Consider the following 15,094-nt stretch of genomic DNA (forward strand, 5'->3'; position numbering starts at 1 on the left):
AAATAATGGTTTGATTAAAAGGTTTTATGAGTTATTTTCTTGTGTATCTTTCGTGTCTTGCATTTGTTCCAGTTTTCTGTTTTCTTTCACAATGCGCAATGCCCACAGACTTGCTGGCAACCAGCCTATCACTGAAGCCTGCATAATCAGTGCCAGCAAAGCCCCGCCGGGATTATCATTTAAAAATAACACGACCCAGGGGAAAAAAAGTGCCAGGAATGTCATAAGAAGGCGTTTTATCATTCCGAATGTACCTTTGGGGGACTTAAATAAAGTATATCAGATTACTTTAATGAAAATAGTTTTATCCTTCAAGAGAAATAATAATCTACAGATAAAGCTTGCAAATCCATTTTAAACCTTGTACATTGTATGCGCATTTTGTAACCGAAAAATTATCTTCCAAGTATGGCAAATCAATACATTCTTCTTCAATCATACGATTGGTTTGCGATAGAATTAAGGGTTCTAACAAGGGTAGTAGCATGAGAAGGCAAGAGCTTCATCCGCGTACAGCAGTGATTAATAAAACGCAAAAAAATAAATCCAAAAAAGCCCGTAGCGAGGCTTTGGTATGGTTGGCTGCTACCTTTCCGCAAGTATTTGATAATACTTTACGAATCCGGCCTCTTAAAGTAGGAATCATGGAAGATCTTCTTTTAACCCATGCGGATAAAGCGGCTGAGGCGGGAATTTCACGCAGTAAACTGCGAGAAGCGGTTGTGTTGTTTACTCGCCGTATTGATTATCTCACCTGTCTTAAAGCCCGTGAAGAGCGTATTGATCTGGAGGGTAATCCCGTGGCTGTAGTGACTGAAGAGGAGGCGGAGCGAGCTGCGAGCAAAATTAAGAAACGCGTGGAGAAAAGTGCAAGGAATGCCCGGAAAAATCTTGCAGGCAAAATTCCCAGTCATTATAACGTTAGACCCTCTTCTTCCAGTCAGGCCAGTTATGCTCAGCAAGGAACACAGGAGTTTGTTTCTCCTTATCCGGAGCGCGCTCCTGCATTTAGCGCTCAAAATCCCCTGTCACAAACCACGCGTGCTGCTTCAGTCATTGTAACGCGTAAACCCTCTCGTCAGTTTGATCCGGATGCAGTAGCACGCCTTAAAGAAAAATTAGGATTGTCACGTAAAGCTGAGTCACAAAAAGAAATTGCGGATCAGGATGTCTAAGCTTATTTGGTAATAATAACACTTTAGGTCGGACAAAAATTGAAATGCCATTATATTTAAAATCAGACCTTAAATTAAGCATCAATAATTCTTGTATTATATAATACGTAGTATTATAATATATTGTATTATATATTGTATTATATATTGGCCGTTTCTATGCAGCACTTCAAAACTAAAAAATTCAATACTGAAGCCAGGAAAGCTGATTTAAAAGACAATGTTTTAATTGAAACTTTAAATGATTTTTTAAAATTGGGTAGAGATGAACAGCTAAAATTTGCGCTAGGAGCAGGATTATATAAATTAAGAATTGCAACTAAAGAGGGGCGAGGGAAGAGTGGCGGCTCCAGAAGTATACTAGCCTATAAAAAAGACAATGGTGTTTATTGGCTGCATTTGTTTTCTAAAAATGAAAAGGGGAATGTGACAACATCTGAGCTAAGAAAATTAAAGCAGTTAGCGGATATTATGTTGGTGCTGAGTGATGAGCAGATTACCAGATTAATCAGCCTGGGTGAACTTTGTGAGGTAAATACAAATGTCTAATATACAAGAAACCATTAATGATCTGGCGCAAGGTCTATATACCGCTGAAATTATTGATAAAAAAACCTTGAGAAACTTTACTGAAAAGGATTTTCCTGTAGTGCACGAATTTACAGGAGAAGAAATTCAACAATTACGTAAAAAACAGCGTTTAAGTCAGGCTGTATTTGCGAAATATTTAAATGTAAGTCCTGCAATGATTCGCGGTTTAGAGCAAGGAAAACGTCACGCGCATGGGGCTATTCTAAAATTACTTAATATTGTAGAAAAAAATGGTATTAAGGGTTTGATTTAGTTCTGTCAAAATCTTTCTTTAAAAGAGTAAAACCAATAATGACAATAGGGTTACGGAAATCAAAGGTAAAGTGAAGAATATTGGGTTAAATTACAGAAGCAGCATACCCTGTTTCTGTTAACCTGTTCTTGCACACTTAAGTTACATGCCAGGTGTGGGTATGTCCTCTGTTTTTTGTTCGTTGTTGACAGATTTGATACAGCGATAAATCCCATCTGCAATGCTTACTACATCGCGTGAAATAAAACTTAAGAAGGTTAATAGGGGGTCAATAATTGCTGAAGCGAGATAGTAGGTAGCGCTGCCAAAGCGATTAATCGTCTCTAATAGAAATTGAGAGGCATTGTTACTATCGCAGGTTAAAAGTTTAAAACCAAAACGTGCCAGAGTGATAAAACCACTAATTAGCTCCATAGCGGATTGAAGCAGGCAAATATGAAACTTAACAGGTATGGCTCGAATCTGTTGTCCTAACTCTTCCAGATTGCGGTAAGGGGTGATGCAATGACTAAAAAAAGAGGTATCCTTTTCGTGCGTGGCCGTTTCCATTTCTTTGTAAATATCAATTTTTGTTTTTTCATACTGATGGATGGGGATAAGTGTTTTAAAAAAAACGGTCATAACAATTGCCCTCAAAAAAACAAATTGTACCACAATCGATCTGACTATAAAATTAAAAGAGCAGGTTTCGTATAGTTTCAGGTAAAGGGATAGCTTTTTTTTGCTGGTAATCGATCCAGACTATCTTGCTACTACCTTGAGTCATTAACTCATTGTCCTGGTAAATTTCATGATCCAGCATAATGCTGGTGCGGCCAGGATTGTATAAGCTACTATTCAGGGTCAATGTTGCAGGATATACAATCGGTTTTAGAAAAGTACAGGAGAGCTGAATAACAACAGGCCCTGTGTTCTGGCGCATGTCTAACTGGATACTTTCCATCCATTCTATACGCGCTTGTTGGAAATAGTCAAAATAACGGGCATTATTAACATGACCCAGCGCATCCATGTCACCCCATTCTATCGCAAAAATCTTTTGATGAACGGCCTGTTTTTTAATGGTCATGATAAATCCATTGGGTCAACGTCCACGTTCCAGCGGACTTTATGAGTTAATTTATTTATTGTTAACCAGAGCCGCCATTGCGTCAATGTGTAGTGAAGTTTTTTTCGGGACGGCGATTTAATAAGCAATTGCATGCGATGTTGTTCTGCTTTGCGTGCCAGAGGTGCTGGTGCAGGTCCTAATACCTGAATTCCCTGGCTTTCCAGCTGCTCTTTACTGGCATGAAGAAAGCTTAAAACTTTACTCGGTACTTTATCTTGTGCACGAATAACTGCCAAATAATGGTAAGGGGGTAATTGGGCTTGTTGGCGTGTAGCTAACAGAGCCTTGGCGAAGTCATCATAGCCTTGCTGAATGAGTAAATTAAGTAGGGGATGTTGTGGTAAATGCGTTTGAATGAGTACATGTCCTGCATGTTCTGCGCGTCCGGCACGTCCTGAAACCTGGGTTAATAATTGCCCCAGGCGCTCCAGCGCACGAAAATCCTGATTATAAAAGCCAGTATCGGCATCCAGAATGACAACAAGAGTCAAACGGGGAAAATGATGCCCTTTCGCTAACATTTGTGTGCCGACAATCAATTGTGCTTCGCCATTGTAGATACGTTTAAGTTGACTATCCAGGGCGTTTTTTTTGCGTGTTTCATCGCGATCAATTCGTAAAATACCGGTTTCCGGAAATTGAGTTTGCAAATACTCATGGATACGTTGTGTTCCTGCGCCAACGGGAAGTAATTCCTGACTCTGACAATGTTGGCATCGTGTGGGAACTTTTTTCGTCATGCCGCAATGATGGCAGATTAAACGGTCTGATTGCCGGTGTAAAGTCAGGTGAGAGTCGCAGGCTGCACAATCAGCCATCCAGCCACAATGATGACAAAGTAATACCGGAGCAAAGCCACGGCGATTAATAAAAATCAAGACCTGATTACCCTGTTTTATATGAGTATCAATACAATTTAATGTTGAAGACGCCAGACCCTGTTGCAAAACGATGCCGCGTATATCGACCAGTTGATAATGGAGGGGTGTCGTACTGAGCGCTTTTTGAGTTAAACGCAAAAGGGTGTATTTATTCTGAATGCAGTTATTTATACTTTCCAGGCTTGGCGTTGCCGAGCCTAGAATAATAGGAATTTTTTCTGAATAAGCTCGCATTAACGCCGTATCACGTGCGGAATAACGGACCCCTTCCATTTGCTTTAAGGAGGAATCATGTTCTTCGTCAATTATAATCAGACCGAGAGAAGGCAATGGTGTAAAAACCGAGGCGCGAGTGCCAATGACCAATTTGGCGATGTTATCATTTGCCAATTGCCAGGCAATCTGGCGTTCACTTTCATTTAAATTGGAATGAATAACAACCATTGGCTCATTAAAGCGTGCCTTAAAACGGCTCAGTAGCTGGGGAGTCAGGCCAATTTCAGGAACAAGAATCAGGACTTGTCGACCTTGAGCCAGGATTTTAGCAATAATCTGTAAGTAAATTTCAGTTTTGCCGCTACCCGTTACGCCCTGTAACAAAAAGCAATGATAGCCCTGTAATTGTTTGCTGATAGTCACTAATGCTGTACTTTGTTCAGCGTTTAATTCGAAAGGCTTTTCTAACGCGTTATTCATGGTTAAAGGGAGAATCAACTCGCGAGAACAGCGAATAATTTGCTGGTTTAATAGCGCAATGAATTGAGCCTGATTAAATCCTTTCTGTTGTAGTCGGGATTTGCTGACAGGCTTTGCTTCCTGTTTTAAAAAATTAATAAGTGCCGATTGTTTGTAAGCTTGAGTTGCTATGAGTTTTTGCGCTTTATCAACAGGCATACATAGCTCGTAATAATCACAATAAGGCAGCTGCGTATTGCTTCCCATTCGATATTTTTTAGGTAAAGCCAGCGGGATCACTTCTGAGAGAGGCGCTTGATAATAGCTGCTAACCCAGTGACATAAATCAAGAATAGTTTGGGGTAATAGGGGTTGTTTATCAAGTACGGTAGTAATTACTTTGAGTGTTTTTTCTGATTCCCTGTTTTCCTCTTTACCAATCACAAAACCCAAACGCGTCTTGTTGCCGAAAGGAACCCATACCCGTGTTCCGACAAGAAGAGCCGATACATGACTTTGATAAGTAAAATAATCACGTTTGGTGTAAGGAATACAGATTTTATAGATACCTTCCACTAATTGCGTTGCCATTCGTGACTTGCTGATTGGCCAGGTGCGGAAAACACTTTAACGACTACTTTTTCAATGCGGTGTCGATTTAATTCAACCTCCTCTTTAATCAGCTCGGCAACAAACCAGCGTGATAATTCTTCAACGGTAATATTGGTTAAAGGCATAAGGGTGACGTCTTCTTTCAAAAAAGGTATTTTTTTACCATTGAACGTAAAATAATAATAATCGTTATCTTCAGCAAACGTTAAAAAGGGCGAATATTGAGGCATTAAAAACGTTTGGTTAAGACGTCGGCATAAAGTATGAATGCGTTGTTTATAATAGCGGTAATCAAACGTCATGCCATTTTCTTCTACCCAGGTTGTGAGTGCTAAATAGACACTATAGAGATGGCCATGTAAGGGTTCGCGTTCCGTAGCCGAGAAAATGGTAGTATGTCCTGCAGAAAATTTCATGGATTCTTTTTGCAGTTCTACTGTAGTTAAATATTTTTTCATAAACTTGCTCGCTTATCTTGCAATTGAAAACCGGTTATTGCATGGTCATAATGTTTTGCTAGCGCAATCACTTTAAAGAGTTCGCCCATTTCACTGGGCTGAATCAGTTGCTTAACCGCTTGTTGCGTCGTTAAATAACGGACATTATCATTTTGTTTTTCATTAGCCTGTTGTAATAAGCTTAACAAACCATTCGCCAGTAAAAAAGCAGCCTGATTGGTATACCCTGCAACATGAAAACCGGCCGCTTGCGCCGCTTCAGCAACGTGGGTAAAGTCAACGTGAGCGGTAATATCCTGTTCACCCGGATGGATTAAAGGATTAGTATGGGCCTGATGACGATAATGACACATTATAGTGCCTGTATTACGATCAGGATGATAATATTCATGTCTTGGGAAACCATAATCAAGGAGAAACATTACACCTTGGTGCAGAATGTTATAGCAATGTTGTATCCAGTCATCCACAAATAAATTAATTTCCGATTGATAAGGGATCTGGTGTGGTGGCAGACTGTGGCGTATCTGCTTAAGCAAGCGCTGATTGTTGCAAGGTTTAAAATGTTCTATCAATTCCCCTTGTGCATTAACACGGATAAAGCTTTCTAAAATTCCTTCTTCTGTTTGCAGAAAACGATGTACAGGCATGGCATCTAATACTTCATTGGCAAGAATAACTCCATTGAAAGGTTGTTTTGGCCAACGCTCAAGCCAGTGAATGCGAGTAAAAAGATGAGGAATTTCCTGTTGAATGAGTTCTTTCTGTCGTTGACGCAGATTAGCGCTAACTTCAAGAATACAATAAGTTTCAGGAAGACATTGTTGTTCTTCCAAGGCGCGCAAAAGATCAACACATAAACGACCTGACCCTGCGCCAAATTCAAATAAAACAGGCTCAGGCAAAGTAAGTAAAATTTCCTTGCATTGGTTTGCAAGGGTTTGTGCAAACAGCGGTGTTAATTCAGGCGCAGTGATAAAATCGCCGGCTGGGCCAAATTTTTGTAGACCTGCACTATAATAGCCTAGTTGAGGCGCATACAGAGCCTGATGCATAAACTCCGCGAAAGACATTTCGCCGTTTTGCCTTAGCTGCTTGCGGATTAAGCTCAATAAACTCATAACTGCTTAAAATTTATAAAACAGGAAACATACCTTGAAACAGAGTAACAAACAAGCGATGAAAGTAGCTTTGGTAACGGGAGCAGGGAGACGTATTGGTGCAGCGATTGTCAAATTGTTACATCAACGTGGTTTTCATGTAGCTATTCATTGTCATCATTCTTTGGATGAAGCCCAAAATCTAGCTGATCAGTTAAATCAACAACGTTCCGAAAGCGTTCGAGTTTTTCAATTTGATCTCCATGAAGCTGAATCGTCACCTGAATTAGTCGGCGCAGTTTTCGCCTGGAAAAACCGTCTGGATCTACTAGTCAATAATGCCTCGGTTTTTAAGCGCACCGATTTTACGGTATTTAATGATACTGACTGGGAATTATTATTCACCGTCAATGTCAAGGCCCCCTTTTTATTAAGCCTTGCTGCCCGCCCTTTTCTTGCTGAATATCAAGGCACCATTATTAATTTAACCGATATTCATGCAGACAGTCCGCTTAAAAATTATGCCGTTTATTGCCAGACTAAAGCAGCTTTAGTGATGCAGACTAAAGCATTGGCACGTGAGTTTGCGCCGCAAATTCGAGTAAATGCAATTGCTCCTGGGGCTATCGTTTGGCCAGAGCAGGAGAACCAACTGAGTAATCAAATACAGCAAACTGTTATTCGGCAAACTCCTTTACGACGGCACGGTGCGCCTGAGTTTATTGCCCAGGCGGTGTTGGCACTTGCCGAAAATCCATTTATTACAGGCCAGATCCTTCACGTGGATGGAGGGCGGAGTATTTAGGACACGCCTGATATCGCTTCAAAATAAAACCTATAAAAACCGGTTTTATCAAAATGTGTAAAACCTATGCAGAACGATTTATAGCGTTAGCTATTCAAGACTCTCTCGAGCATGATGGGATTCATATGCTTCTAGAAGTAAAGACAGCGTAAGTACGGATCATTTTGAACAGTTGACAGGCGTATGTCAACACTTCGAAAAATAGGGCAATAGGCAAAGTGATATAAAAAGGATTAAAAAACCATTATAAGTCTAAAAATCGTTTAACAGATTCAGTTCTCACTCTTTTGATTTGGCTAATAGTCGATTGGTATAGGCGATAGAAAGCACCGAAATTACAAGTGTCAAATGGATTAAAATCTGCCACATCACGGCGAAGTTAGTTTGTTTTGAAGGGTCAATAAATGTTCGCAGGAGATGAATGGAAGAAATACCAATTAACGCAAGGGCTAATTTAATTTTCATTGCGCCAGCGTCCAAATGATCAAGCCATTCAGGTTGATCCGGATGAGTATGCAAATCAAGGCGAGATACGAAAGTTTCATAACCGCCAAGGACAACCATAATTAACAGGTTCGCTATCATCACTACGTCAATTAAATCTAAAACACCCAGCATAATATGAGTATCATCGAAGCCATTAATATTAATCACCAGGTGAAAAAGCTCTATGATGTAGCGATAAACATAAGCGCCCAGGATAACAAGAAGGCCCAAGTACAGGGGTAACTGCAACCAGCGTCCCATAAAGAACAATTGACCTATACTATTTTTTATTTTGTTCATTACTACTCTCAATTTTTATCTGCTATGCACAAAGTAATCTCATTATGTATTTTGTATGACTTTAGTCAATAAAAAATTTTCAATCGCATTAAGACAATTCAGTTGATAAAAATCGTACAAATCAGACTTATCCAATTGATTTTTAAAGTAAAATCGTACCAATGATTTACTTTGTAAAACTGCTTTATAGTGATTTTCCAAACTTGCTAACCCTTGCACATGTTGCATGAAAAGCGATATTTGTTGTGCGAGGGTAATGGTTTTCTCTCCCTCATGGATTAAGTGGTGATACAACCAGGGCTTCCCTGTTCCTGCCCGGCTAATCATGTACGCATCGCAGCCTGTTTTCATTAAAACATTGTTCAAGCTTAAGCAATCGCTTATATCACCGTTAGCAATAACAGGAATAGTTAATAAATGTTTAATTTGAGCAACTTGCTCAAGATTACACGGTGGATCGTACGATTCAGTCCAATGCCTGCCATGGACAATTAATGCATCAGCGCCCGCATCTTCAATCATTTTTGCCCGATTAAAATCATCCGTCGTTCCATCAATGCGAATCTTGACAGTCAATGGGATAGAAATAGCCTGTCGTACAGCATTGATAATATTAAATAATTGTTCGGGGTTTTCAAGTAAAGCGCTTCCTGCACCTTTTTTACGAATTTTTGTTTTAGGGCAGCCACAATTAATATCAATCAAATCGGCGCCTGTCTGCTCAAGACAAACAGCGGCTTGTGCCATTATTGCGGGTTCATGCCCTGCGATCTGGTAACAAAGTTTTTGTTCTTTGGATGAACGATAAAGATATCGCGAACGCAGGGTATGCTTATGTACCACATCATGTGCCGAGATCATCTCCGTTACACAATAAGCCGGGGGAGTAAATTGATAAAATAACTCACGGAAAGGCGCGCAGCTAAAACCTGCGAGCGGACCTTGAATAAGGCGATTGGTTAATTGTAAAGAACCCAAAAAGAAAGAACTGGACAGCAGGTGATGCATTGTTAGAATTTTAAAGGTGAAAAGAACAAAAATTCTTTGTATTATACAGCGAAATTGCAATAAAAGCATTGCGTTAATTCGAGGTTTAAGTATGAAGTTCACTTCTGAGGCCCGTTGGGATTTAGAATGTTCAGGTCGGAGTCTATTGAGATAGGAAGTTATGGATAAAAAATATTTTTCTCCCTTGGAATTAATAAAAATCGCAACCCAACATGCTTATAGCGCCGAATGCTTATTGGATAATAATGCTGAATTAACCATTCAGGGGCATGGTGTTATTGACACAATCGCTCCTTTCATTTCCCTCATGTACATGGCTTTCGAACTGACTTTTAAAGCCTATCTTCTGCATGATTATAACCAGAATAATCAATATAAAAGTCTGGTGCAGTTGCTGGAGCTAAGTGGCAGTTTGGGCCTGGATAATCAGGATATTCGATTGCTGAAGGTATTATCCCGTCAATATGCGTTTCGCAAGGGGGCTGATTATGAATTGTGGGATAGCAGAGAGCAACTGCAAGGGTTTTGTCATGAAATTATGATGCTTTACGAACGTTTGCAGCAGTTGATGCCGTTAGAGTTACGCAATGACTATCAATAGACTTCTACCGGGAATGCCACAATAAAATCCGAATCTTCCTGTATACAACGGCATTTGTTTCTCTCTGCCGCAAGTTTGGAAGAAATCTTACCACTTTAAAGGACCAACTTGGCACCACCCCGATTTCGCGTTAGGATATTATTTTTTTGTGCAAGGTAAAAGGAATGGAGCAGTTAGATCGCGATTCAACGCAAACAGTGCAACAGCAATTTCTACAATTAAGCACGTATCTGAATGGAAGAATTCTAGGGCAGGCCGATCTGGTTTCCCGTCTTTTAATCGCTTTGCTTGCTGATGGACATTTGCTGGTGGAAGGCGCGCCGGGCCTTGCGAAAACCCGTGCTGTTAAAGAATTATCTTCTATTGTTGAAGGAGAGTTTCATCGTGTCCAGTTTACTCCTGATTTATTACCCGGTGATTTGACGGGAACCGATGTCTATCATCCGGAAAACAGCTCCTTCATTTTTCAGCCTGGCCCTATTTTTCATCATTTGATTCTTGCCGATGAAATTAACCGCGCCCCTGCCAAAGTACAATCTGCTTTATTGGAAGCCATGGCAGAACGGCAGGTCACTATTGGGGGAAAAACTTACCCCTTACCCGAACTTTTTTTAGTCATGGCAACGCAAAATCCTATTGAGCAAGAAGGTACTTATCCTTTACCCGAAGCCCAGCTTGATCGTTTTTTGATGTATGTAAAAATTGGTTATCCGGATGCACAGGTTGAATATGATATTTTAAAACTGGCCCGTCGCGAAGCATTAGGACATCAGAGCGATGCGGAAATGATCATTAACCCGTTAAGCCAGAAAATATTGTTTGAAGCGAGACAGGACGTTTTAAGAGTTCACACCAGTGAAGCGTTGGAAAATTATTTGGTGCAACTGGTTGTCGCCACTCGAAATCCGGCTGTTTATAGCGAAGAGTTAGCCCGTTGGTTACGTTTTGGTGCAAGCCCCAGGGCTACTATTGCGCTTGATCGTTGCGCCAAGGCGCATGCCTGGCTTGCTGGACGCAATTATGTAACACCAGAAGATATTCATGTCATTGCGCATGATGTGTTGCGCCATCGAATTTTGTTGAGCTTTGAGGCAGAGGCAGAAGGGGTCAATAGCGATGATTTCATTAATTCTTTATTGCGTTTGGTGGCTGTACCCTAAGGTTTGATTATGACTGATGGTGTAAATGTTGCATTAAACGAACTCATTGAACTCAAGCGCCATGCTCAAAGAGTAAATTATCCACCTGAAAGAAAGGCCATGCGGGCTGGTAATCATTTATCGCGATTGCGAGGCCGTGGGATGGATTTTGCGGAAGTACGTAATTATCAGGCCGGCGATGAAATTCGGCATATGGAATGGCGGGTTACTGCACGTACAGGCCGACCTCATGTCAAGCTTTATCAGGAAGAACGTGAACGTCCCGTTATATTGCTTGCTGATTTTAATCCTTCCATGTTCTTTGGCACGCGCTTCGCTTTTAAATCGGTGGTAGCCGCTCGTTTGGCGGCCATTATTGCCTGGACTGCGATTAAACAAGGGGATAAAATCGGCGGCTTGCTTTTTTCTGCCAATGAACACAGCGAATTTATTCCTCGTAGCCGTGAGAATGCTGTGTTGCCGCTGTTAGCCTCTTTAAGTCACTATACCAATAACAGAATTAATAATAGTGGAAAGTCTAATCCATTATCAGAGATTTTAATCCGTTTACGACGGGTTATACGCCCTGGCAGTATTATAGTGATAATAAGTGATTTCTATAACATGGATACTGATAGCGAGCAACATTTAAGCCGATTACGTGCTCATAACGATGTTTTAGCCTACTATGTGTGTGATCCGTTGGAGCTGGCTCCCCCCAAACCGCAATATTACGCCATGACTAATGGCGAGCAGGAATTATTACTTGATACTACCAGTGATGAAATAACCAGCGCTTATCAAAATTATTGTACGCAGCGGGTCAAAATGCTACAGGCTTTGTTTAAAAGTTTGCAGGTCCAATGTGTGCAAGTCACTGCGGAATCTGATTTACCGAGTGTGGTGCGACAGACTTTTCCACGGAGGTCTCGTGTCTGAATCAGAGATTTTGACAAAACTTCATGATATTCATTTACCCAGCCCCGTGAGTTGGTGGCCTTTGGCTCCCGGGTGGTATCTGGTATTGTTTTTAAGCCTGGTCGGGTTGGTTTATTTAATTTATATATGTCGTCGGACTTATAATAATAGCCTTGCAAAACGACAGGCATTGAAATTACTTGCTTCTTTGGAGCGGGCTTATCGAAGCGGAGGCAATAGCCAGATCATAAGTATGCAAGTGTCTGAATTATTGCGTCGGGTGGCGTTAGTCTATTTTGCACGTGCGGAAGTTGCGGGTTTACAAGGGGAGGACTGGTTAAAATTTCTCAAACATACCTCGAAAAATATTGATACTAACGAGCTGCGCTTTTTTTTATTGGAATTGCCTTATCAACCAACGCATAAAGTTGATTTGCAGCCTCTCTTTAACGGTGCAAAAACCTGGATCAAGCAGCGGAGAGCGCCATGTTCGAACTAGCATCCCCCTGGGTTTTACTGCTTTTATTATTACCTTTTTTGATTTGGTTTTTATTCCCTCGTGCAATATTGAAATTGCCTGCCGCATTAAAAGTCCCTTTTTATAATGATATGCTTGCTGTAATAGATAGAAAAAAACCTGCTTTTGCGAGCCAGGCGCAAATGGGGTTGTTAGGATTGATTTGGGGATTATTGGTTTTTGCTGCGGCTGGTCCGCGTTGGGTAGGGGAACCACAACCTTTAACGAGAGAAGGACGTAATATTATGTTGGCACTGGATTTATCAGGCAGTATGGAGTTGTCCGATATGTCGCTCCACGGTCGTCCGGTAAACCGTCTTGCAGTGGTAAAACAGGCAGCAGAACAATTTGTACAGGCCCGCGCCGGTGATCGCATTGGCCTTATCCTTTTTGGCAGCCGTGCTTATTTACAAACACCGCTTACCTATGACAGAAACAGCGTATTATTGCGACTTAAAGACGCCACCGTAGGTTTGGCAGGTCAAACGACCTCTATTGGCGATGCAATTGGTCTGGCAGTGAAACGTCTTCAGGATGTTCCAGATAAGGGACGAACGATTATTTTACTCACTGACGGTGCGAATAACTCTGGTGTTTTACCGCCCTTAAAAGCGGCAGAACTGGCAAAACTGGATAATATTAAAATATACACGATTGGGTTAGGTGCCGAATCAGATCCCAATGCTATAAATAGTGTTTTTTTTAATGGAAATCCTTCCTCTGATTTGGATGAGAAAACGTTGGAGGCAGTGGCAAACATTACAAATGGACGTTATTTTCGTGCTACCGATATTCAATCTTTGCAGGCTATTTATGACACGATTAATCAATTGGAAACAATAAGTCAGGAACAGGCAATGATTCGTCCTCAATACGATTATTATTACTGGTTTCTCGGTTTCGCAATTTTGTTGTTATTCTATTGGTTGGCAAAAAGGGCTGGTTTACTCTCCTTTTTTCCGCGTCGAGAGATAGAGAAGCATGACTGATTTTCATTTTCTTCGCCCTTGGTGTCTGTTGATTCTATTTCCATTATTCGGGCTGTTTTTGTTATTGTGGCGGCAACGTTCCTCTCTTGAGGCTTCCTGGGCGGCTATTTGTGACAAGCCTCTGCTCGAGCATCTGTTACATCAAACAAAAGGTCAGGGGCGTCGCCATAGTGCTTTATTATTGCTGCTGATTAGCGCGTGTTGGATGATTATTGCCTTGGCTGGCCCTGCCTGGACGCGTTTACCTGTACCTACTTATCAGAAGATACAGCCCAGAGTCATTGTTCTGGATATGTCGGATGCCATGCTTGCACAGGATTTAACACCCGATAGACTTACTCGAGCCAGGTTTAAATTGCACGATCTTTTTAAGCGTCGTGATAAGGGTCAATTTGGATTGATTGCTTACACGGCAGAGCCTTTTGTTGTTTCCCCACTCACCGATGATGCCCATACCATCGATGCGCTGTTATCTTCGCTCAGCCCGGATATTATGCCGGTTGAAGGACAGCGGCTTGATATTGCTCTTGAAGAGGCCGGGGAATTAATTACCAATGCGGGTTTTAAACAGGGACAAATTCTGGTGTTAACAGGTGAGACGCCCACACTGCCCGCAATTGATGCTGCAAAAAAGTTAGCCACGCAACAGATACATACTTCGGTGATGCCGATTGTTGCCAGTACATTAAGCCCGCTGTTCCAGGATCTTGCGGCAGCAGGACAGGGACAAGTAGTTCCTTTTGCTGAGACCTCTATTGATTTGGATAACTGGCTTCAGGACACTGGGAATGATGAACATTACAGTCGCAGCAAAGACAATGATATCGCTTTATGGCAGGATGAAGGCCGTTGGTTTTTGTTTCCGGCGCTTGCTTGTATGTTGCCGGTATTCAGACGAGGTTGGCTTCAGAGGATAGGCGCATGAAGATTTTGAGTCTTTTGTCATTATTCATTGTTGTCTGCAATGCGTATGCATTCAGCTGGGCTGATTTGTGGGCAACTAAAGATCAGCAAGCGCAGACTCTCATGAATAAAGGTCAGTTTAAAGAGGCAGCAGCAAGGTTTCAGCAACAGGAGTGGCACGCCGCTGCTGCTTATCGCGCAGGAGATTATGCTCAAGCAGCCAAACAATACCAATCGCAAAAAAATGAATCGGGATATTATAATTATGCCAATGCGTTGGCCCATTTAAAACAATATGAGCAGGCTATTAAGGCGTATGATAAAGCATTAGCTATTAATCCGAATAATAAAGATGCTTTGTATAATCGCAAGTTAATTGAAGAACTATTGAAAAATAAAAAAAAGCAGAGCAACGATCAAGGGAATAAAAATCAGGATAAAGACCAGCAAGGCAAAGACCAGCAGGGCAAAGACCAGCAAGGCAAAGACCAACAGGGTAAAGACCAACAGGGTAAAGACCAGCAGGGTAAAGACCAGCAGGGCAAAGACCAGCAAGGCAAAGACCAGCAAGG

The 15,094-nt window shown here is 41.4% G+C and carries 19 protein-coding genes; 11 read left to right on the forward strand and 8 right to left on the reverse strand.

Annotated features, from left to right (window positions below; genetic code table 11):
- Nucleotides 1–24: 24 nt before the first annotated feature.
- Nucleotides 25–243: a YqaE/Pmp3 family membrane protein gene (locus T345_RS14260; protein WP_035918959.1), complete on the reverse strand. Its 219-nt coding sequence runs from the start codon at nucleotides 241–243 to the stop codon at nucleotides 25–27.
- Between the two features lie 242 nt (nucleotides 244–485).
- Between T345_RS14260 and T345_RS0111325 the strand changes: the two genes are divergently transcribed.
- From T345_RS0111325 to T345_RS0111335, 3 genes are all read left to right on the forward strand, one after another.
- Nucleotides 486–1,175, forward strand: a complete 690-nt coding sequence (locus T345_RS0111325; RefSeq protein ID WP_028389433.1) for a ProQ/FinO family protein — start codon at nucleotides 486–488, stop codon at nucleotides 1,173–1,175.
- Between the two features lie 147 nt (nucleotides 1,176–1,322).
- Entirely contained in the window at nucleotides 1,323–1,724 is a 402-nt protein-coding gene (locus T345_RS0111330) for a type II toxin-antitoxin system RelE/ParE family toxin (RefSeq protein ID WP_131777672.1), read from the forward strand.
- Entirely contained in the window at nucleotides 1,717–2,019 is a 303-nt protein-coding gene (locus T345_RS0111335) for a helix-turn-helix domain-containing protein (protein WP_028389435.1), read from the forward strand. Before T345_RS0111330 ends, T345_RS0111335 begins: the two co-directional genes overlap by 8 nt.
- A 141-nt stretch (nucleotides 2,020–2,160) precedes the next feature.
- On the opposite strand, the gene T345_RS0111340 is transcribed toward T345_RS0111335, so the two are convergent.
- From T345_RS0111340 to T345_RS0111360, 5 genes are read right to left on the reverse strand one after another with little or no spacing between them, the layout of a single operon-like run.
- The gene (locus tag T345_RS0111340) at nucleotides 2,161–2,640 is read right to left on the reverse strand and encodes a hypothetical protein (RefSeq protein ID WP_028389436.1); all 480 of its coding nucleotides are present in this window, start codon (nucleotides 2,638–2,640) and stop codon (nucleotides 2,161–2,163) included.
- A 52-nt stretch (nucleotides 2,641–2,692) separates the two neighbouring features.
- Complete coding sequence (locus tag T345_RS0111345) at nucleotides 2,693–3,088, reverse strand: acyl-CoA thioesterase (protein WP_028389437.1); 396 nt, start codon at nucleotides 3,086–3,088, stop codon at nucleotides 2,693–2,695.
- Nucleotides 3,085–5,262 (reverse strand): primosomal protein N', encoded by a 2,178-nt coding sequence (locus tag T345_RS0111350; RefSeq protein WP_207385029.1) that lies wholly within the window; start codon nucleotides 5,260–5,262, stop codon nucleotides 3,085–3,087. The genes T345_RS0111345 and T345_RS0111350 overlap by 4 nt, the downstream gene beginning before the upstream one ends.
- Nucleotides 5,262–5,756 (reverse strand): 6-pyruvoyl trahydropterin synthase family protein, encoded by a 495-nt coding sequence (locus T345_RS0111355; protein WP_028389439.1) that lies wholly within the window; start codon nucleotides 5,754–5,756, stop codon nucleotides 5,262–5,264. The genes T345_RS0111350 and T345_RS0111355 overlap by 1 nt, the downstream gene beginning before the upstream one ends.
- A complete protein-coding gene (locus T345_RS0111360) occupies nucleotides 5,753–6,877 on the reverse strand; it encodes a class I SAM-dependent methyltransferase (protein ID WP_028389440.1) in 1,125 nt (374 codons plus the stop codon). The genes T345_RS0111355 and T345_RS0111360 overlap by 4 nt, the downstream gene beginning before the upstream one ends.
- 34 nt (nucleotides 6,878–6,911) lie before the next feature.
- On the opposite strand from T345_RS0111360, the gene T345_RS0111365 reads away from it, so the two are divergent.
- Nucleotides 6,912–7,661 carry a pteridine reductase gene (locus T345_RS0111365; protein ID WP_028389441.1) on the forward strand — a complete coding sequence of 250 codons (750 nt, stop codon included), beginning with the start codon at nucleotides 6,912–6,914 and terminating at the stop codon, nucleotides 7,659–7,661.
- Nucleotides 7,662–7,940: 279 nt separating this feature from the next.
- Here T345_RS0111365 and T345_RS0111370 read toward each other — a convergent pair whose 3' ends face one another.
- Both T345_RS0111370 and T345_RS0111375 read right to left on the reverse strand, forming a co-directional pair.
- Nucleotides 7,941–8,447, reverse strand: a complete 507-nt coding sequence (locus T345_RS0111370; RefSeq protein WP_028389442.1) for a TIGR00645 family protein — start codon at nucleotides 8,445–8,447, stop codon at nucleotides 7,941–7,943.
- A gap of 42 nt (nucleotides 8,448–8,489) precedes the next feature.
- Entirely contained in the window at nucleotides 8,490–9,455 is a 966-nt protein-coding gene (locus T345_RS0111375; RefSeq protein ID WP_028389443.1) for a tRNA dihydrouridine synthase, read from the reverse strand.
- A gap of 160 nt (nucleotides 9,456–9,615) precedes the next feature.
- Between T345_RS0111375 and T345_RS0111380 the strand changes: the two genes are divergently transcribed.
- The 7 genes from T345_RS0111380 to T345_RS15470 form a co-directional block, all read left to right on the forward strand.
- The gene (locus T345_RS0111380; protein ID WP_028389444.1) at nucleotides 9,616–10,056 is read left to right on the forward strand and encodes a hypothetical protein; all 441 of its coding nucleotides are present in this window, start codon (nucleotides 9,616–9,618) and stop codon (nucleotides 10,054–10,056) included.
- A gap of 164 nt (nucleotides 10,057–10,220) precedes the next feature.
- Entirely contained in the window at nucleotides 10,221–11,216 is a 996-nt protein-coding gene (locus tag T345_RS0111385; protein WP_028389445.1) for an AAA family ATPase, read from the forward strand.
- 9 nt (nucleotides 11,217–11,225) lie between these two features.
- Nucleotides 11,226–12,134 carry a DUF58 domain-containing protein gene (locus T345_RS0111390; protein WP_028389446.1) on the forward strand — a complete coding sequence of 303 codons (909 nt, stop codon included), beginning with the start codon at nucleotides 11,226–11,228 and terminating at the stop codon, nucleotides 12,132–12,134.
- A complete protein-coding gene (locus tag T345_RS0111395) occupies nucleotides 12,127–12,612 on the forward strand; it encodes a DUF4381 domain-containing protein (protein ID WP_028389447.1) in 486 nt (161 codons plus the stop codon). The genes T345_RS0111390 and T345_RS0111395 overlap by 8 nt, the downstream gene beginning before the upstream one ends.
- The gene (locus tag T345_RS0111400; RefSeq protein ID WP_028389448.1) at nucleotides 12,600–13,619 is read left to right on the forward strand and encodes a vWA domain-containing protein; all 1,020 of its coding nucleotides are present in this window, start codon (nucleotides 12,600–12,602) and stop codon (nucleotides 13,617–13,619) included. Before T345_RS0111395 ends, T345_RS0111400 begins: the two co-directional genes overlap by 13 nt.
- Nucleotides 13,612–14,544 carry a vWA domain-containing protein gene (locus tag T345_RS0111405; RefSeq protein WP_028389449.1) on the forward strand — a complete coding sequence of 311 codons (933 nt, stop codon included), beginning with the start codon at nucleotides 13,612–13,614 and terminating at the stop codon, nucleotides 14,542–14,544. Before T345_RS0111400 ends, T345_RS0111405 begins: the two co-directional genes overlap by 8 nt.
- A partial coding sequence (locus T345_RS15470) for a tetratricopeptide repeat protein (protein WP_035918964.1) occupies nucleotides 14,541–15,094 on the forward strand: 554 nt, incomplete at its 3' end. The genes T345_RS0111405 and T345_RS15470, both read left to right, overlap by 4 nt.

Origin of the sequence: Legionella fairfieldensis ATCC 49588 (assembly GCF_000621525.1) — a bacterium.
GTDB classification, from domain to species: domain Bacteria; phylum Pseudomonadota; class Gammaproteobacteria; order Legionellales; family Legionellaceae; genus Tatlockia; species Tatlockia fairfieldensis.